Genomic DNA, 16679 nt, shown 5'->3' on the forward strand with positions numbered 1-16679 from the left:
AAGCCGGATGACATTCCTGCTTTCAGCGAGGCGGTGGTAAAAGCGCTTGCCGCGTGATCCGCTCTACCGGTAGTGCCGGCCCGCGGCCCCCACCACCCAAATTTCCCAGCACGCCTGCCCGCCCCAGCTTGCCCACGGTAGGGTTGAAGCTGACCACCCCCCTGCCCGTCGTCACCGGTGCCGCCCGGCGTGCTGGCAAAAAACGGTTGGGCCGGCCGCCGGCCGCCACTACCGGTAGAGCGGATCACGCGGCAAGCGCTTTTACCACCGCCTCGCTGAAAGCAGGAATGTCATCCGGCTTGCGGCTGGTGATCACGTTGCCGTCGACCACGACCTCGGCGTCGCGCCAGTTCGCACCGGCGTTGGCCAGATCCTGCTGAAGGGACGGCCAGGAGGTCAGCGCGCGGCCATCGGCCAGGCCGCTGTTGATCAGCAGCCACGGGCCATGACAGATCGCGGCGACGGGCTTGCCGGCTTCATCCACTGAGCAGATGAAGCTGAGCACCGCATCGTCGGTGCGCAGTGTGTCCGGATTGATCACACCTCCCGGCAGCACCAAGGCATCAAAGCCCGCCGGGTCCGCCTCGTCCAGCGGGATGTCGACCGCGACGGCGTCGCCCCAGTTCTTCTCTTTCCAGCCCTTGATGGTCGCCTCCTTTGCGGGCGACACCACGCTGACCCGCGCACCTTCCGCTTCCAGCAGCCGTTTGGGCTCGGTCAATTCGGACTGTTCAAAGCCGTGGGTCGCGAGGATTGCGATCTGTTTGCCTTTCAATCGCTCTGCCATGGGTGCACTCCAGTTCGGGGAGTGCACAGCGTGGACGAACGGCCCTTGCACGGCGGTGACCCTGCCGTGCACGGCAGGTGGAGAGCCTCCGGGTGGTGCCGGTCAGCGCTTGGGCTGCAGCATGGTGCCGGTGCACTTGGGCGAGCCGCAGCGGCATTCCCAGATCTTCTTCAACTTGGCGGTGTGGCGCTCGGCCAGGGTGATGCCGTAGTTGTAGGTCAGCTCTTCGCCAGCCTTGATATCGCGCAGCGCCTCGATGAACACCTTGTCGCCACGGCTGTCGCCGTCCTCATCCTCCTCGATCACCGCCTCGCAGTTCGGGTCGCAGCTGTGGTTGATCCAGCGCGCATCGTTGCCCTTGTAGTTGGCATCGATCACCCAGTCGTCATTGAGGGTGAACAGGAAGGTATGGCCGCTTTCGACGTCGCCGCTGTCATCGGCATCAACGTCGCCGTGGCTGCGCAGCAGGCCCTTGTACTGGATCACGCGCTCGCCCTGCTTGATCGGGGCGAGGGCGAACACGCCGTTGCCATGGATGGCGGACTTGCGGGCTTGGATCTTCTTCGGCATCGGCACGGGCTGTTTGCAGCGAATGGAACAGGGATTCTCGCCCATTCCGGGTGATTGCGAAAATCACCCGGTTGGCGCAGCATGGCGCCCCCGGCAGCGCCCGCTGGCAGAGCCTCCCGGCCCGGCCCCAGCGCCGGCTGAATGCCCGGGTTGGATGGTGGCGAATAAAAGCGTACAATTTCAGTCCGCTTTAAGAACCACTCGCATCCCCATGTTGCGCGTCACCAAGCTCACCGATTACGCCACCGTCGTGCTGACCGTGCTCGCCGCCCGTCCGGGCGAGGTGCTCAGTGCCACCGAGCTGGCCGAATTCACCGGCCTGGAGCCGCCCACCGTCAGCAAGGTACTCAAGCCGCTGGCCCAGGCCGGCCTGGTCGAAGGCCTGCGCGGTGTCCGTGGCGGCTACCGGCTGACCCGCCCGGCCATCGAGATCTCGCTGTTCGAAGTGGTCGAAGCGATGGAAGGGCCGCTGGCCCTGACCGAATGCAGCCACGACCACCACCAGTGCGGCATGGCACCCAAGTGCGGCGCGCGCAGCAGCTGGCGGTTGATCAACGACGTGGTGTCCGAGGCCCTGCGCGACGTCAGTCTTGCGCAGATCCTGCCCCCCCTTCCCCTTGCCGATGACGAACAGCGCCGCACCATCGCTGTCGACGTCGTCTCCTGATCCACAGGCAGCCCCCCATGGCCACCGAAACCATCGAAAACGTCGCCCACGACGACACCCCCAACCGCGAGATCCACGAGCAGCTCGGCCGCAAGTATTCGGCTGGCTTCATCACCGAGATCGAGTCGGACTCCCTGCCGCCGGGCCTGGACGAGGACACCATCCGTGCCCTGTCGGCCAAGAAGGACGAGCCGGAGTGGATGACGCAGTGGCGCCTGGACGCCTACCGCCACTTCCTGACCATGCCGATGCCGGACTGGGCCAAGCTGGAGATCGCCCCGATCGACCTGCAGGCGCTCAGCTACTACTCGGCGCCGAAGGGCCCGAAGTACGCCTCGCTGGACGACGTGCCGAAGGAACTGCTCGACACCTACGACAAGCTGGGCGTGCCGCTGCACGAGCGCGCCAAGCTGGCCGGCGTGGCGGTGGATGCGGTGTTCGACTCGGTCTCCGTCGGTACCACCTTCCGCAAGGAACTGGCTGAGAAGGGCATCATCTTCTGCTCGATGTCCGAGGCCATCAAGGAACACCCGGAGCTGGTGCGCCAGTACCTGGGCACCGTGGTGCCGGTGGGTGACAACTACTTCGCCGCGCTCAACTCGGCGGTGTTCTCCGATGGCAGCTTCGTGTTCATTCCCAAAGGCGTGCGCTGCCCGATGGAACTGAGCACCTACTTCCGCATCAACGCCGGCCACACCGGCCAGTTCGAGCGCACCCTGATCGTGTGCGAGGACAAGGCCTACGTCTCCTACCTGGAAGGCTGCACCGCGCCGATGCGCGATGAGAACCAGCTGCACGCTGCGGTGGTCGAACTGGTGGCACTGGAAGATGCGGAGATCAAGTACTCCACGGTGCAGAACTGGTATCCGGGCGACGAGAACGGCGTCGGCGGCATCTACAACTTCGTCACCAAGCGTGCCGAGTGCCGCGGCGCGCGCAGCAAGGTCACCTGGACCCAGGTCGAGACCGGCTCGGCGATCACCTGGAAGTACCCCTCGTGCGTGCTGCTGGGCGACGATTCGGTCGGTGAGTTCCACTCGGTCGCGCTGACCCATCACCGCCAGCAGGCCGACACCGGCACCAAGATGATCCACGTCGGCAAGCGCACCAAGAGCAAGATCGTCAGCAAGGGCATCAGCGCCGGCCGCGGCCAGAACACCTACCGCGGCCTGGTGCGGGTGGACCGCAACGCCGATGGCGCGCGCAACTACACCCAGTGCGATTCGCTGCTGATCGGCAAGCAGTGCGGCGCCCACACCTTCCCCTACATCGAGGTGAAGAACCCGGGCGCCACCGTCGAGCACGAGGCCACCACCTCCAAGATTTCCGACGACCAGCTGTTCTACTGCCGCGCCCGTGGCATCAGCCAGGAAGACGCGGTGTCGATGATCGTCGACGGCTTCTGCAAGCAGGTGTTCCGCGAACTGCCGATGGAGTTCGCAGTGGAAGCCAAGAAGCTGCTGGAAGTCTCGCTGGAAGGTTCGGTCGGATGAAGGCCCTGTTCGCCCTGGCCCTGCTGCTCGGTACCGCCGCGCCGGCATGGGCGGCCAGCGCCGACGCCGACGGGTGCAATCCTGAAGGCACGCAGATGGAGCTCAACGCCTGCGCCGACCGCGATTTCCGCAAGGCCGACGCCGAGCTCAACGCGGTCTACCGGCAGGTGCTGGCCAAGCTTGCCGGGCAGCCGGTGGCACTGGCCCGGCTGAAGGACGCGCAGCGCCTGTGGGTGCAGCTGCGTGATGCCGATCTGGAGGCGCGCTACCCGGTCGGCAAGGACGAGAATCCGCGCGTCCTGTACGGCTCGATGTACCCGATGCTGTATCTGCACGCCAAGTCCAGCCTGACCGATACGCGCACCGCCTACCTGCGCAGCGAATTCCTGGAGCGCAGCGAATACGACCTGTAAGTCGCGCTGCCTGCCATCCCCCATTCGACAAGACGACCATTCCAATGCTGAAGATCGAAAACCTCCACGCCCGCATCGGCGACAAGGAAATCCTCAAGGGCCTGTCGCTGGAAGTGAAGCCCGGCCAGGTGCACGCCATCATGGGCCCCAACGGCGCCGGCAAGTCCACCCTGGGCAATGTCCTGGCCGGCCGCGACGGTTACGAAGTGACCGAAGGCAGCGTGCAGTTCGAAGGCAGCGATCTGCTGGACCAGGACCCGGAAGCGCGCGCCGCCGCCGGCCTGTTCCTGGCGTTCCAGTACCCGGTGGAAATCCCGGGCGTGAACAACACCTACTTCCTGCGCGCGGCACTGAACGCCCAGCGCAAGGCGCGCGGCGAAGAGGAACTCGATTCGATGCAGTTCCTCAAGCTGGTGCGGCAGAAGCTGGCCGTGCTGCACCTGAAGGACGAGCTGCTGCATCGTGGCGTCAACGAAGGCTTCTCCGGCGGCGAGAAGAAGCGCAACGAGATCTTCCAGCTGGCCGTGCTGGAACCGAAGCTGGCGATCCTCGACGAGACCGACTCGGGCCTGGACATCGACGCACTGAAGAGCGTGGCCGACGGCGTCAATGCGCTGCGCGCCGCCGACCGTTCGTTCCTGGTCATCACCCATTACCAGCGCCTGCTGGACTACATCAAGCCGGACGTGGTGCACGTGCTGGCCGATGGCCGCATCGTCAAGAGCGGCGGCCCCGAGCTGGCGCTGGAACTGGAAGCGCACGGCTATGATTTCCTGAAGGACCGGGTCGTGCCCGAGGCGGCGGTCTGATGAGCGCCCTGCTCGACTCGATGGCCCAGGCCTTCTGCGGCAGCGATGCGCGCCGCGAAGTGCTGGATGCGGCCCTGCGCGATGGCCTGCCGGCCGCCCGCAATGAAGCCTGGAAGTACACCTCGCTGCGCCAGCTGGAACGCCGTGCGTTTGCTGCGGCACCGCTGCAGGGCCCGGCGCTGGACGCCGCGCTGCTGGACGACATCCCGGCGCCGCGCCTGGTGTTCGTCAACGGCCGCCTCGATGCCACGCTGAGCGACGTGCAGGCCCTGCCGGCCGGCGTGCAGCTGCAGCCGCTGTCGGCCGCACTGGCCTCCGGCGAAGACGCCGTGCGTTTCCTTGGCCGCCGCTACGAGCGCAGCGAAGAGATCTTCGCCCGCCTCAACGCCGCACTGGCCGATGAAGGCGTGGTGCTGCGCGTGGACGAAGGCGTGCAGGTCGAAGCGCCGCTGCAGCTGGTATTCGCCAGTGTGGCGGGCGAGACCGACCTGGCCTGGCATCACCGCCACCTGATCGAACTGCGTGCCGGCGCCAGCCTCGGCGTGGTCGAGCACCGCTTCAGCGTGGGTGACTCCGCCCACCTGGACAACACCGTGCTGCATGCCCACGTCGCGCGCGACGCCGTGCTCAAGCACGCCCGCGTGCAGGCCGGCAGCGCACGCCAGACCAGCTTCCTGCGCACCGACGCGGTGTTGGCCCGCGACGCGCAGTACCACCGCGTCGACCTGGAACTGGGCGCCGCGCTCAGCCGCCATGAACTGAACGTGCGCCTGGAAGGCGACAATGCCCGGCTGACCGCCAACGGCGTGCTGCTCGGCAATGGCCGCCGCCACGTCGAAACCCGCCTCGGCATCGACCATATCGCCCGCGATACCGCCTGCGAGCTGCTGTGGCGCGGCGTAGCCGCCAACCGCAGCCGCGTGGTGTTCCATGGTGGCATCCAGATCCGCGAAGGCGCCGATGGCACCGACGCGAACCTGTCCAACAAGAACCTGCTGCTGTCGGCGGACGCCGAGATCGACACCCAGCCGACGCTGGTGATCGACGCCGATGAAGTGAAGGCCGCGCACGGCGCGACCGTTGGCCAGCTCGATGCCAATGCGCTGTTCTACCTGCGCTCGCGCGGCCTGCCGCAGGCCCAGGCGCAGGCGCTGCTGAGCGCTGCGTTCTGCCATGAACCGCTGAAGATCCTGCCGGACGCGCTGCGCGCGCAGCTGGCACGCCGCCTGGACAAGGCCCTGGCCGAGGCGGGTGTGGCATGAATCTGTCCACGCCGCGCCCGATCGAAGAACGCACCGGCGCCCCCGACTGGGACCGCGTCCGCCTCGACTTCCCGCTGCTGATGCGCGAAGTACACGGCAAGCCGCTGGTCTATTTCGACAATGCCAACACCGGCCAGAAGCCGGTGCAGGTGATCGGCGCGGTGGACGAGTTCTACCGCCGTTACAACGCCAACGTCAGCCGCGCGGTGCATGCACTGGGCAGCGAAGCCACCGATGCCTACGAAGGTGCGCGCAACACGCTGGCGCGCTTCCTCAACGTGCGCCCCAGCGAGCTGGTGCTGTGCAGCGGCACCACCTTCGCCATCAACCTGGTGGCGTATTCGTGGGCGCTGCCGCGGCTGAAGGCCGGCGACGTGATCCTGGTGTCGCGCATGGAGCACCATGCCAACATCGTGCCGTGGCAGCTGGTCGCGCAGCGTACCGGTGCCACCATCCGCGTGGCCGAGATCACTCCCGATGGTGCGCTGGACCTGGATGCGCTGCGCGCGGCGATGACCCCGGAGGTCAAGCTGCTGGCGGTCACCCATGTCTCCAACGTGCTGGGCACGGTCAACCCGGTGCGCGAGATCTGCCGCGAAGCGCGCAAGCGCGGCATCATCACCGTGGTCGATGGCTCGCAGGCCGTGCCGCACCGCAAGGTCGACGTCGCCGCGATCGGCTGCGATTTCTATGCCATCACCGGCCACAAGATGTGCGGCCCAACCGGTACCGGTGCGCTGTGGGCGCGCCGCGAACACCTGGACGCGATGCCGCCCTTCCTCGGCGGCGGCGAGATGATCAAGGAAGTCAGCTTCGACGGCACCGTGTTCAACGATGCCCCGCACAAGTTCGAAGCCGGCACCCCGAACATCGCCGGTTTCATCGGCCTGGGCGTGGCCGCCGACTACCTGCAGCAGCTGGGGCAGGACCACGTGGAAGCGCGCGAAGCCGAACTGCTGGCGCACTTCACCGAAGAACTGCACCGCGTCGATGGCCTGCGCATCATCGGCGAAGCACCGGAAAAGGCGGCCGTGGTCTCATTCCTGATCGACGGCGCACATGCGCATGATCTGGCGACCCTGCTCGACCTGGAAGGCGTGGCCGTGCGCTCGGGCCAGCACTGCGCGCACCCGCTGCTGCAGTACTTCGGCGTTGCAGCAACCTGCCGTGCCTCGTTGGCGTTCTACAACACGCACGCCGAGATCGAGCGGTTCATGACGGCGCTGACCAAGGTGCGCAAGCTGCTGGGATGAGCCCGCAGACTGGGGTCAGATCCCTTTCGCCGCCCGAAAGGGCTCTGACCCCAACTACCCGATCACTCCTGCAGCCGCCGCACCGACGACACACATAGTTCGGCAGGCCACTGGCCAAGATGCCCCTTGCCGCTCACCGCATCCGGCCGCGCCGCCGACACGATCCCGGTCATTTCAAAAGCCTGCTCCGTCGGCAACGTCACCGGCGCGATTCCCTCCACCCAGATGCCGTCTGCCGCCCACGGGTCACGTACCGGCGGTCCCGGATGCAGCGCCGACATTTCCCAGCCTTCGACGTAGGCACCCCGCACCTTTACCAAGCGGCCCTGGTAGCGGACAGGGTGCGCACGCAGTTCCTCCAGGGCGACAGGAAGTGCACGTGCCGGGTTGAACCCAGGGCAGGCAAAACTGTTGAAGGAAGCATCCCTGCCCACGACGGAGCCATCCGTGCACGCGAGCAGGATCGACATCGCCACGATCATGCCGAGCGTAGCGACCTTCATGGCGCCCCCGTCTCCGCCCTGCCAATCCATTTCTGCCTCCTGCGGGAAAGCGATGAACGGCGAGCATAGCCGGCGCCCCGGGGGCAGAGCTCCTCCGCGTTGCGAAAGGGATCTGACCCCTCCCCCCATTTGCGCCCGCCCATACCCCACCTAGAATGGCCCCATGAGCACCCTGACCTTCCGCGCCGCCACGCCGGCCGACATTCCCGCCCTGATCACCCTGGTCACCTCGGCCTACCGCGGCGATGCCAGCCGCGTCGGCTGGACCACCGAAGCCGACCTGCTGGACGGTGCCCGCATCGACGCCGAAGGCATCCAGGCCGACCTCGAGCGCCCGCGCTCGACCATCCTCCTGGCCGAGCGCGAAGGCGTTCTTGTGGCCTGCGCCCACGTCGCCGATGTCGACGGCAAGGGCTACTTCGGCATGTTCTCGGTCGATCCGGCCCAGCAGGGCGGCGGTGTCGGCAAGCAGCTGATGGACGCCGCCGAAGCGCACGCCGCACGCGAATGGAACGTGCCGGTGATGCAGATGACAGTGATCGACGTACGCGACGAACTGATCGCCTTCTACGAGCGTCGTGGCTACCAGCGTACCGGCATCAAGAAGCCGTTCCCGTATGGCGACGAACGCTTCGGCATTCCCAAGCGCGACGACCTGCGTTTCGAAATCCTGGAGAAACCGCTGGCCGGAGCAGCCGCGTGAGCGATACCTGGACCTTCGTCTGTGCCGGCAACGAGCTGCTGCCCGGTGAAATGAAGAGCGTGTTCGACGAAGTGACCGGCACCCCGATCGTGGTGTTCAACCTCGACGGCGAGCTGTACGCACTGGAAGACCAGTGTACGCACGAGGAGTTCGAACTGTCCTCGGGCGAATTCAACACCGCCGAAGGCAGCGTGGAATGCGTGCTGCACGGCGCGCGCTTCGACGTGCGCGATGGCCGCGCCCTGTGCGCCCCGGCCTATACGCCGGTACCCAAGTTCCCGGTGAAGCGCGAACACGACGCCGTCTGGACGCGCGACGACCGGGATTGAGGCCGCGCCCCGACCTCGGGGTATCCGCCCGTGGGCTGGATCTGCAGGAGGCCCGCAAGGGCCCTCCCAGGGCGTTCCCCGGCCACTCCAACGTGCCGCAACATGCCGTACATGCGAATCATTATCGTTGATGTTATTCTACGTAACATCTTCGTAACGACGCCGCCCTCGCGCCATGGCTTCGCCCGCGCCCTCTGCCACGTTGTGCCGGCTCGCTCGCCAGGGGTGGCCGCTGGCCGTGGCCGTGCTGCTGACGCTGCTGCTGGGCTGGTCGGCGCTGCACGAAGGACGCGGCAGCGACCCGACTGCCCAAGGGTGGCAGGCACATGCCGAAGGCTTGCGCCAGGTCATGCCATTGCCGGCGCCGTCGGCGGACGAGTGCCCGCAACATGCTGCACCTGCACCGGAGCCGCCGCTTGAGGGTGAGGGCAACACGCCCTGCGCCGGACTGACACCCCTGCGCGCGCCCCTGGTCGCACATATCCCGCTATGGCGCTCCGACGCCCTGCGCCGGCAACTGCACGATCCCGCACTGCGATTGAACCCCGGCCACGCACCGCCTGCACCGCACGCCAGTTGAGGCGCCCTGCGGCGGTTGCCGTGCGCCTGTTTACGTTTCCTGCCAGCCGAGCGTCGGCTCGGCTCTACAGATACCGCCTTCTACATGTCGTCGCGCTGTCTGCGCTTCGGCCTTCGCCGTTTCCCGATCCACGCCACTACCCATAGCCATGACCCACATCACGTCCCGCAAACACGCCCCGCGCGTATCCCTGCTCGCCACCGCCACCCTGGCCGCCGGCTTCGCACCGCTGGCCGCGCAGGCTGCCGACAGCGCCGATGCCGGCTCCCGCAATGCCACCGACCTGGACAAGGTGCAGGTGCGCGGCAGCTGGTTCAATCCGTCCTCGCCGAAGTTCACCGCCGAACTGCTGGACACCCCGAAGTCGGTGTCGATCGTGTCGGAAAAGCTGATCGCCGAAACCGGTGCGACCAACCTGCAGGATGCACTGCGCATGGTGCCGGGCATCACCTTCGGTGCCGGCGAAGGCGGCAACCCGACCGGCGACCGCCCCTTCATCCGTGGCTTCGATTCGCAGAGCAACGTCTTCGTCGACGGCCTGCGCGACGTCGGCTCGCAGACCCGCGAGATCTTCGATCTGGAGCAGGTGGAAGTGGTCAAGGGCCCGAGCTCGGCCTACGGTGGCCGTGATTCCGGTGGTGGCAGCCTGAACCTGGTGAGCAAGACGCCTAAGCTGAAGAACGAGACCAACGCCAGCATGGGCATCGGTACCGACAGCTACGCACGCGGCACCGTGGACGCCAACTACGTTCTGGGCGATGGCATCGCCGCGCGCCTGAACCTGATGAAGCACGAATCGGACATCGCTGGCCGCGACGCCGCCAATGTCAGCCGCTGGGGCATCGCGCCGTCGATCGCGTTCGGCCTGAACGGCCCGGCGCAGCTGATCGCCAGCCACTACCACATGCAGAGCGATGACCTGCCGGACGCCGGTGGTTTCCCCTACGGCAACCCGAACGGTGCGCCGGCCTCGAAGTGGGTCGACGGCCGCCCGATGGTGCCGGACCGCAACAACTACTACGGCCTGGTCGACCGTGACTTCCAGCGCACCCGTGCCGACATCAGCACGCTGGATGCCAGCTACGATTTCGGCGGCCACAAGCTGCGCAACATCGCGCGCCTGGGCAACACCAGCAACGATTACCTGTGGACCCAGCCGGACGACAGCCAGGGCAACCCGAACAACTACGGCACCTTGTGGCGCCGTACCAACGCCCGCGCCGTCGACGTCAAGAGCTTCGCCGACCAGCTGGGCCTGACCGGTGCCTTCCAGACCGGCGCGCTCAAGCACAGCTACAGCGCTGGCGTGGAGTACAGCGACGAGAAGATGACCCGCGGCAGCTATCTGATGACCCCGGGCACCAGCAACCCGCTCACCGGCAACAGCAAGTGCCCGACCACCGGCGCGGCCACCGGCTACAACTGCACCGATTTCGCCGATCCGGATCCGCGCGATCCGTGGGCAGCCACCCATTCGGTGTACCGCAGCGACAAGGCACTGGACGTCGAGCAGCGCACCAGGACCACCTCGGCCTACGTGTTCGACACCATCGAGCTCAATGAGCAGTGGATGATCAACCTCGGCCTGCGCTACGACGACTTCCGCACCACCCTGACCACCCCGGTGGCCGGCAAGGCGCCGACCCGCGTGCGCAACAGCAATGACTTCCTGAACTACCAGGCCGGTGTGGTGTTCAAGCCGGCCGCCAACGGCAGCATCTACCTGTCGTGGGGCACCTCCTCGACCCCGCCGGGCATGGACGGTGGTGACGGTTCGGACGGCCTGAGCGCCGCCGTGGCCGACCTCAAGCCGCAGGACACGAAGAACCTCGAACTGGGCACCAAGTGGGACCTGTTCGACCAGCGCCTGAACCTGACCGCAGCGATCTTCCACACCGTGATGAACAACGCACGCGTGACGGTCGACAACGGCACCAGCCAGAACGCCGGCAAGAAGGAGATCAACGGCTTCGAACTGGGCTTCACCGGCCAGCTGACCGACGCCTGGAGCCTGTACGGCGGCTACACCTACCTGGACTCGGAACTGAAGGACAACGGTTTCGTCTGTGGCGCACCAGTGGGCCGCACCTGCCCGTCCAACGTGTACGTGCCGTCGCCGTACAACGGCAACGTGTTCCCGAACACTGCCAAGCACAGCGCCAACCTGTGGACCACCTACCGCTTCCCGATCGGCCTGACCCTCGGCGCCGGCGCGTTCTACTCGGACAAGCAGTACGGTGATGTCGCCAACACCAAGTGGATCCCGAGCTACACCCGCTTCGACGCGATGGCCAGCTACGCGATCCAGGACAACATCAGCCTGCAGCTCAACGTGCAGAACCTGACCGACAAGACCTACTTCACCAAGGCCTATGCCTCGCACTACGCGAGCATCGCCCCGGGTCGCTCGGCCACTCTGGCACTGAACGTCAAGTTCTGATGTAACGGCGCTCCACCACGGCGGCAGGCGCTCCTGCCGCCGTTTTTGTTTCCGGCGATACTCACCCCATGGCAACCCGTACCCCCATCGACAGCGACGCCCTGGCCGAGCTGCTCCAGCACGATCCACAGGCTGCGTTCGCACGCGTGCGCGACGCCGCACAGGCCGGGCAGGTCGAGGCGCAGCTGCTGCTCGCGCAGATGCACATGGAAGGTAAAGGCACCGCGCAGGACGCCTCGGCTGCGCTGCTCTGGTACGAAACCGCCGCCAACAACGGCGCGCCGATGGCGATGAACATGCTCGGCCGCTGCCATGAGCTGGGCCAGGGCACCACGCCCGATCCCACGCTGGCCGCGGTGTGGTACCGGCGCGCGGCCGACACCGGCCTGGACTGGGGCCTGTACAACCTGGCCAACCTGCTGGCCACCGGCCGCGGCGTGCCCCAGGACCGCGCGCAGGCACTGGCCCTGTACACCCGTGCCGCGCATCTGGGCCATGCCAAATCGATGAACCTGCTGGCCCGCCACCTTGAAGACGGCCTGGAGATCGAGCGCGATCCGCAGGCCGCCCTGGGCTGGTACCGGCGCGCGGCCGAGACCGGCGATTTCCGCGGCCAGGCCAACTACGCCTCGATCCTGCTGCAGGCCGGCCAGGTCGAGCAGGCCGTGCACTGGCTGCAGCTTGCACTGGCGCACGGCAGCCCGGCGTTCATGGCGCACATCGTGCCGGAGCTGGCCGCATCGCCGCATCCACAGGTGCGCGCCCTGGTCGCGCCACCGTCGCTCTGAGGAGTTCCGCATGCTGCTGCACATCCCCGATATTCTCAGCGCCGACCAGGTGGCCGACTTCCGCCGCCGCCTCGATGCTGCCGACTGGACCGATGGCCGCGAAACCGTCGGCCATCTGGGCGCGCAGGCCAAGCACAACCAGCAGCTGCCCGAGGCGTCGCCGCTGCGCCGCGAGCTGGGCGAGATCATCCTCGTCGCGCTGGCCCGGCATCCGCTGTTCTTCAGCGCCGCGCTGCCACTGAAGTACCTGCCACCGCGCTTCAACCGCTACAGCGGCGGCGGCACCTACGGCTTCCATGTCGATGGCGCCGTGATGAACCTGGCCAACGGCGAACAGCTGCGTTCGGACATCTCCTGCACCCTGTTCCTGTCCGCGCCCGAGGAGTACGAAGGCGGCGAGCTGATCATCAGCGACACCTACGGCGAGCACGAAGTGAAGCTGCCGGCTGGCGACCTGATCGTGTATCCGTCCAGCAGCCTGCATCAAGTGCGCCCCGTCACCCGCGGCGCGCGCGTGGCGTCGTTCTTCTGGGTGCAGAGCATGGTCCGCGACGATGTGCAGCGCCGCCTGCTGTGGGAAATGGATGGCGCGATCGAGCGCCTGCGGCAGACCGGCGGCGACGCCGAGGCGATCCTGCAGCTGACCGGCGTGTACCACAACCTGCTGCGGCGCTGGAGCGAAGTCTGAGCCCCATTCGGCAAGCCTGAGTCGGTTTGGCAATCATTCTCATTTGCAACAGCTAACAGCTCTCATTACAATCACGCCCCGTTGATGCCGGCCGCTGCCGGCAGACCCCTGGGGACCCCTGCTTGCTGCGTCCGCTTCGCCCTCACCCACTCATCCATCGCAAGATGGGCACCGCCATGCGCGGCCAGCGTCCGGCGCTGGCCAGCCTGCTGGCATGGGTGGCGACGCTGGCGTTGCTGCTGGGCACCCTGCCACTGCTGCCACAGGCCCAGGCTGGAATGGCCATGCAGATGCCGCTGGAAGAGCGCGGTGGCGAAAGCCCCCTGCAGGAAGAGGCGCCGGCCAAGCTGCGCCGCTGTGCCTCCACCCCGGTGAAAGCGGCCGAGCAGGCACACCCGCCGTTGCTGCTGGCCAGCCACTGGCTGCGCACTGAACTCGAACTCGTACCCGCCACCCCGGCCATGCCCGGCGTGCGCCCGGACTGGCCGCTGGCCGCTCCGGACACGCCCTGGGCCGATGCGCCCGGGCGCCGCCAGCAGCGCGGCCAGGCGCCCCCGCTGGCCTGATCCACGGCCTGGCGTGACCGCCTGCGCGGTCGCGCCTGCACGTCGCTGCCTGCTTCATCCCTGCCGCCCCTGACCGGGCCTTCCGTGCCCGCCGCGCGCTTCGCGCACGGCATCGCGCCATCCTGCATTCTTCGAGGTAATTGCCATGGCCCAGCGCCATCGTGTCCGTTCGTCCCTGTCCCGTACCCTGCTGACCAGCGCCGTGCTCGCGGCTTTCGCCAGCCCCGCCTTCGCCCACGGTGACGCCGTCGGCGCCCCGCAGGCACTGGACAAGGTGGTGGTCACCGCCTCCGGCTTCGAACAGAAGGTGATCGATGCCCCGGCCAGCATCAGCGTGGTCAGCCGCGAGGAACTGAGCAAGCGCCCGTATACCAGCCTGGTCGATGCGCTGCGCGACGTCGAAGGCATCGACGTGGGCCTGGAAGCGACCGACAAGAACGGCCGCGCCACCGTGTCGATGCGCGGTCTGCCGTCCGAGTACACCCTGGTGCTGATCGACGGCCGTCGCCAGAGCAATGTCGGCCAGATCTACCCGAACAACTTCGGTGGCGGCCAGTTCGCCTACCTGCCGCCACTGGAGGCGATCGAACGCATCGAAGTCGTGCGCGGGCCGATGTCCACGCTGTACGGCTCGGATGCGATGGGCGGCGTCATCAACATCATCACCCGCCGCAACCAGGACAGCTGGCACGGCTCGGTGACCCAAGGCTTCACCGTGCAGCAGGACGACCAGTTCGGCGATGCGCGCACCACCGACCTCTACCTGAGCGGCCCACTGCTGAAGGACCGCCTCAGCCTGGCGGTACGCGGCAGCTACTACGATGCCAAGGCATCGAACCCGGAATGGGATGCACTGACCCTTCCCGACGGTACGCCGTGGGAGCGCAGCATCGGCTTCGGCGGTGGCGGCAAGTCGGTCGCCAACACCAACTGGAACACCGGTGTGCGCCTGGACTTCCGCATCAACGACGATCACGAACTGTGGCTGGACTACGACGTGTCGCGGCAGAAATACAACAACAGCGAAGGCCAGACAGGCACCCTCGACAGCCTGGCCAGCCTGTGGCGCGTCGGCAATGCGGTCATTCCCAACCCGAACGGCAGCGGCACCGTCACCCGTCGCGTGGTGCAGCCGCGCGTGGGCTACACCGCCTACCAGCGCTACGAGCGCGATCAGCTGTCGCTGACCCACCAGGGCCGCTACAGCTTCGGCACCTGGCAGACCTCACTGACCCACAGCAAGAGCAACAACCTGGGTCGTTCGCTGCCGCTGACCCTGGACGAGCGCGCCAACCTGCAGACGCTGTGGAATGACGTCTGCCGCCGCACTGGCGCCGCCAACCACTGTGCGGCCGGCCGAGGCAACGCCCTGGCCGCCCTCAACCCGAGTGAGACGGCGCGCCTGCAGGCGTTCCTGCCGCGCCCGCTGCGCAGCATGGAACTGGAAGGCTACGTGCTCGATACGATGCTCGACCTGGACTTCGGCGCGCACACGCTGACGGTGGGTGGCCAGTACAACCACACTGACATGGTCGACGGTGTGTTTGGCATGGATGGCGCCGGCTACCGCAGCAACGTCAAGCAGAAACACCGCATGTGGGCGCTGTTTGCCGAGGACAACTGGGCGCTGACCGACACCCTCACCGCCACCTTCGGCCTGCGCTACGACGACCACAACGTGTTCGGCAGCCACGTCAGCCCGCGTGGCTACCTGGTGTGGAACGCCAGCGATGCGTGGACATTCAAGGGCGGCGTCAGCACCGGCTACAAGACCCCGCGTCCGGACCAGCTGTTCCCGGGCATCACCGGCTTCGGTGGCCAGGGCGTGCTGCCGCTGGTGGGTTCGCCGAACCTGAAGCCTGAAACCAGCACCAACTACGAGCTGGCCGCCTACTACGAGGGCCAGCGCTGGGGCTTCAACGTGACCGGCTTCTTCAACAAATTCGAGGACAAGATCGCCAGCGGCGGCACCTTCCCCAACTGCGAAGTGGCGCGCGCCGGCAGCGGCTACTGCGTGGACATCGGCCCAGGCTGGGCCGCACTGGGCTACAGCACCTTCACCCAAAGCGTGAACATTGACAAGGCTGAAACGCGGGGTGCCGAACTGGCCGCCCACGTCGACCTGCTCGACACCCTGCAGCTGCGCGGCAACTACACCTGGACCAGGAGCGAGCAGACCCGTGGCGCACAGAAGGGGCTGCCGATCAGCGGCACCATGCCGGCAAAACACATGGCCAACGCCAGCCTCAACTGGCAGGTCAACGAAGCGGTAAGCCTGTCGCTGATCGGCGAGGGCCGCTACGACCGCTACCGCGACACGCTGCTGGACGCCAACGGCGCCAGCCACACCCGCTACTACGAGGACTACACGATCTTCCATCTGGGTGGCAGCTGGAAGGCCACGCCCTGGCTGACGGTGAACGCACGGGTCAACAACCTGTTCGACAAGGATTTCGTCTCGCAGTCGTGCCTGTTGATCAGCCAGAGCGAATTCAACTGCGTGGACGACTATGCGACCAAGGACCAGCGGCGCAGCTACTGGATTTCGCTGAACGCGAAGTTCTGATCGCCGCGCCCTGCTCCTGCTCCACGCATGGCGTGGATCTACCGGTAGTGGCGGCCGCGGGGCCGCCCCCCCCCAAGCCTGCACCCGGCTAAACAAAAAAACCCAAATTCGAGCTATTAAAATAAAATAATTTATGAGAATCGTTCGCATTTGCTTAGGGTTCGGTATCCGGCAGCTGGATGACGGGGGTGCCGGCCAGCGGCGGCCACTACCGGTAGATCCACGCCATGCGTGGAGCAGGAGCAGGGCGCGGCGATCAGAA

17 protein-coding genes are annotated in these 16679 nt (G+C 66.8%); 14 read left to right on the forward strand and 3 right to left on the reverse strand.

What is annotated here, in order from left to right:
- Nucleotides 1-244: 244 nt before the first annotated feature.
- Nucleotides 245-787, reverse strand: a complete 543-nt coding sequence (locus RCF13_RS25345) for a type 1 glutamine amidotransferase domain-containing protein (RefSeq protein ID WP_308141655.1) — start codon at nucleotides 785-787, stop codon at nucleotides 245-247.
- 102 nt (nucleotides 788-889) lie between these two features.
- Complete coding sequence (locus tag RCF13_RS25350) at nucleotides 890-1357, reverse strand: SET domain-containing protein-lysine N-methyltransferase (RefSeq protein ID WP_134968778.1); 468 nt, start codon at nucleotides 1355-1357, stop codon at nucleotides 890-892.
- Between the two features lie 211 nt (nucleotides 1358-1568).
- On the opposite strand from RCF13_RS25350, the gene RCF13_RS25355 reads away from it, so the two are divergent.
- Genes RCF13_RS25355 through RCF13_RS25380 form a run of 6 tightly spaced genes read left to right on the forward strand, consistent with a single transcriptional unit; the run spans nucleotide 1569 to nucleotide 7254 of the window.
- Nucleotides 1569-2024, forward strand: a complete 456-nt coding sequence (locus RCF13_RS25355; protein ID WP_049414161.1) for an SUF system Fe-S cluster assembly regulator — start codon at nucleotides 1569-1571, stop codon at nucleotides 2022-2024.
- Nucleotides 2025-2041: 17 nt separating this feature from the next.
- Nucleotides 2042-3517 (forward strand): Fe-S cluster assembly protein SufB, encoded by a 1476-nt coding sequence (gene sufB / locus RCF13_RS25360; protein WP_005408435.1) that lies wholly within the window; start codon nucleotides 2042-2044, stop codon nucleotides 3515-3517.
- On the forward strand, nucleotides 3514-3930 hold the full coding sequence (locus RCF13_RS25365; protein ID WP_134968779.1) for a lysozyme inhibitor LprI family protein: 417 nt from the start codon (nucleotides 3514-3516) through the stop codon (nucleotides 3928-3930). The genes sufB and RCF13_RS25365 overlap by 4 nt, the downstream gene beginning before the upstream one ends.
- A gap of 44 nt (nucleotides 3931-3974) precedes the next feature.
- Entirely contained in the window at nucleotides 3975-4739 is a 765-nt protein-coding gene (gene sufC / locus RCF13_RS25370) for a Fe-S cluster assembly ATPase SufC (RefSeq protein ID WP_134968780.1), read from the forward strand.
- The gene (sufD, locus tag RCF13_RS25375; protein ID WP_134968781.1) at nucleotides 4739-6001 is read left to right on the forward strand and encodes a Fe-S cluster assembly protein SufD; all 1263 of its coding nucleotides are present in this window, start codon (nucleotides 4739-4741) and stop codon (nucleotides 5999-6001) included. The genes sufC and sufD overlap by 1 nt, the downstream gene beginning before the upstream one ends.
- Nucleotides 5998-7254 carry a cysteine desulfurase gene (locus RCF13_RS25380; RefSeq protein ID WP_134968782.1) on the forward strand — a complete coding sequence of 419 codons (1257 nt, stop codon included), beginning with the start codon at nucleotides 5998-6000 and terminating at the stop codon, nucleotides 7252-7254. The genes sufD and RCF13_RS25380 overlap by 4 nt, the downstream gene beginning before the upstream one ends.
- A gap of 62 nt (nucleotides 7255-7316) precedes the next feature.
- On the opposite strand, the gene RCF13_RS25385 is transcribed toward RCF13_RS25380, so the two are convergent.
- Nucleotides 7317-7787, reverse strand: a complete 471-nt coding sequence (locus RCF13_RS25385; RefSeq protein ID WP_134968783.1) for a hypothetical protein — start codon at nucleotides 7785-7787, stop codon at nucleotides 7317-7319.
- A gap of 133 nt (nucleotides 7788-7920) precedes the next feature.
- Here RCF13_RS25385 and RCF13_RS25390 point away from each other — a divergent pair, with 133 nt between their 5' ends.
- The 8 genes from RCF13_RS25390 to RCF13_RS25425 all read left to right on the forward strand — a co-directional run bounded on the left by RCF13_RS25390 (nucleotide 7921) and on the right by RCF13_RS25425 (nucleotide 16417).
- Complete coding sequence (locus RCF13_RS25390) at nucleotides 7921-8460, forward strand: GNAT family N-acetyltransferase (RefSeq protein WP_134968784.1); 540 nt, start codon at nucleotides 7921-7923, stop codon at nucleotides 8458-8460.
- A complete protein-coding gene (locus RCF13_RS25395; protein WP_061479221.1) occupies nucleotides 8457-8789 on the forward strand; it encodes a non-heme iron oxygenase ferredoxin subunit in 333 nt (110 codons plus the stop codon). Before RCF13_RS25390 ends, RCF13_RS25395 begins: the two co-directional genes overlap by 4 nt.
- Nucleotides 8790-8964: 175 nt before the next feature.
- The gene (locus tag RCF13_RS25400; protein ID WP_134968785.1) at nucleotides 8965-9369 is read left to right on the forward strand and encodes a hypothetical protein; all 405 of its coding nucleotides are present in this window, start codon (nucleotides 8965-8967) and stop codon (nucleotides 9367-9369) included.
- 148 nt (nucleotides 9370-9517) lie between these two features.
- A complete protein-coding gene (locus RCF13_RS25405; protein WP_061479223.1) occupies nucleotides 9518-11809 on the forward strand; it encodes a TonB-dependent receptor in 2292 nt (763 codons plus the stop codon).
- 68 nt (nucleotides 11810-11877) lie between these two features.
- On the forward strand, nucleotides 11878-12597 hold the full coding sequence (locus RCF13_RS25410) for a tetratricopeptide repeat protein (protein ID WP_231352594.1): 720 nt from the start codon (nucleotides 11878-11880) through the stop codon (nucleotides 12595-12597).
- Between the two features lie 10 nt (nucleotides 12598-12607).
- Nucleotides 12608-13285, forward strand: a complete 678-nt coding sequence (locus tag RCF13_RS25415) for a Fe2+-dependent dioxygenase (RefSeq protein ID WP_134968786.1) — start codon at nucleotides 12608-12610, stop codon at nucleotides 13283-13285.
- A 164-nt stretch (nucleotides 13286-13449) separates the two neighbouring features.
- Complete coding sequence (locus RCF13_RS25420; protein WP_154350358.1) at nucleotides 13450-13851, forward strand: hypothetical protein; 402 nt, start codon at nucleotides 13450-13452, stop codon at nucleotides 13849-13851.
- A gap of 145 nt (nucleotides 13852-13996) precedes the next feature.
- Complete coding sequence (locus tag RCF13_RS25425; protein ID WP_134969319.1) at nucleotides 13997-16417, forward strand: TonB-dependent receptor; 2421 nt, start codon at nucleotides 13997-13999, stop codon at nucleotides 16415-16417.
- The last annotated feature ends 262 nt before the right edge of the window (nucleotides 16418-16679 follow it).

The organism is Stenotrophomonas maltophilia group sp. RNC7 (assembly GCF_030910085.1).
In the GTDB taxonomy this organism is placed as follows: domain Bacteria; phylum Pseudomonadota; class Gammaproteobacteria; order Xanthomonadales; family Xanthomonadaceae; genus Stenotrophomonas; species Stenotrophomonas sepilia.

Coding starts and splice junctions, on each gene's coding strand:
- RCF13_RS25345 (WP_308141655.1), bottom strand. CDS start 787: ATGGCAGAGCGATTGAAAGGCAAACAGATCGCAATCCTCGCGACCCAC.
- RCF13_RS25350 (WP_134968778.1), bottom strand. CDS start 1,357: ATGCCGAAGAAGATCCAAGCCCGCAAGTCCGCCATCCATGGCAACGGC.
- RCF13_RS25355 (WP_049414161.1), top strand. CDS start 1,569: ATGTTGCGCGTCACCAAGCTCACCGATTACGCCACCGTCGTGCTGACC.
- sufB (WP_005408435.1), top strand. CDS start 2,042: ATGGCCACCGAAACCATCGAAAACGTCGCCCACGACGACACCCCCAAC.
- RCF13_RS25365 (WP_134968779.1), top strand. CDS start 3,514: ATGAAGGCCCTGTTCGCCCTGGCCCTGCTGCTCGGTACCGCCGCGCCG.
- sufC (WP_134968780.1), top strand. CDS start 3,975: ATGCTGAAGATCGAAAACCTCCACGCCCGCATCGGCGACAAGGAAATC.
- sufD (WP_134968781.1), top strand. CDS start 4,739: ATGAGCGCCCTGCTCGACTCGATGGCCCAGGCCTTCTGCGGCAGCGAT.
- RCF13_RS25380 (WP_134968782.1), top strand. CDS start 5,998: ATGAATCTGTCCACGCCGCGCCCGATCGAAGAACGCACCGGCGCCCCC.
- RCF13_RS25385 (WP_134968783.1), bottom strand. CDS start 7,787: ATGGATTGGCAGGGCGGAGACGGGGGCGCCATGAAGGTCGCTACGCTC.
- RCF13_RS25390 (WP_134968784.1), top strand. CDS start 7,921: ATGAGCACCCTGACCTTCCGCGCCGCCACGCCGGCCGACATTCCCGCC.
- RCF13_RS25400 (WP_134968785.1), top strand. CDS start 8,965: ATGGCTTCGCCCGCGCCCTCTGCCACGTTGTGCCGGCTCGCTCGCCAG.
- RCF13_RS25405 (WP_061479223.1), top strand. CDS start 9,518: ATGACCCACATCACGTCCCGCAAACACGCCCCGCGCGTATCCCTGCTC.
- RCF13_RS25410 (WP_231352594.1), top strand. CDS start 11,878: ATGGCAACCCGTACCCCCATCGACAGCGACGCCCTGGCCGAGCTGCTC.
- RCF13_RS25415 (WP_134968786.1), top strand. CDS start 12,608: ATGCTGCTGCACATCCCCGATATTCTCAGCGCCGACCAGGTGGCCGAC.
- RCF13_RS25420 (WP_154350358.1), top strand. CDS start 13,450: ATGGGCACCGCCATGCGCGGCCAGCGTCCGGCGCTGGCCAGCCTGCTG.
- RCF13_RS25425 (WP_134969319.1), top strand. CDS start 13,997: ATGGCCCAGCGCCATCGTGTCCGTTCGTCCCTGTCCCGTACCCTGCTG.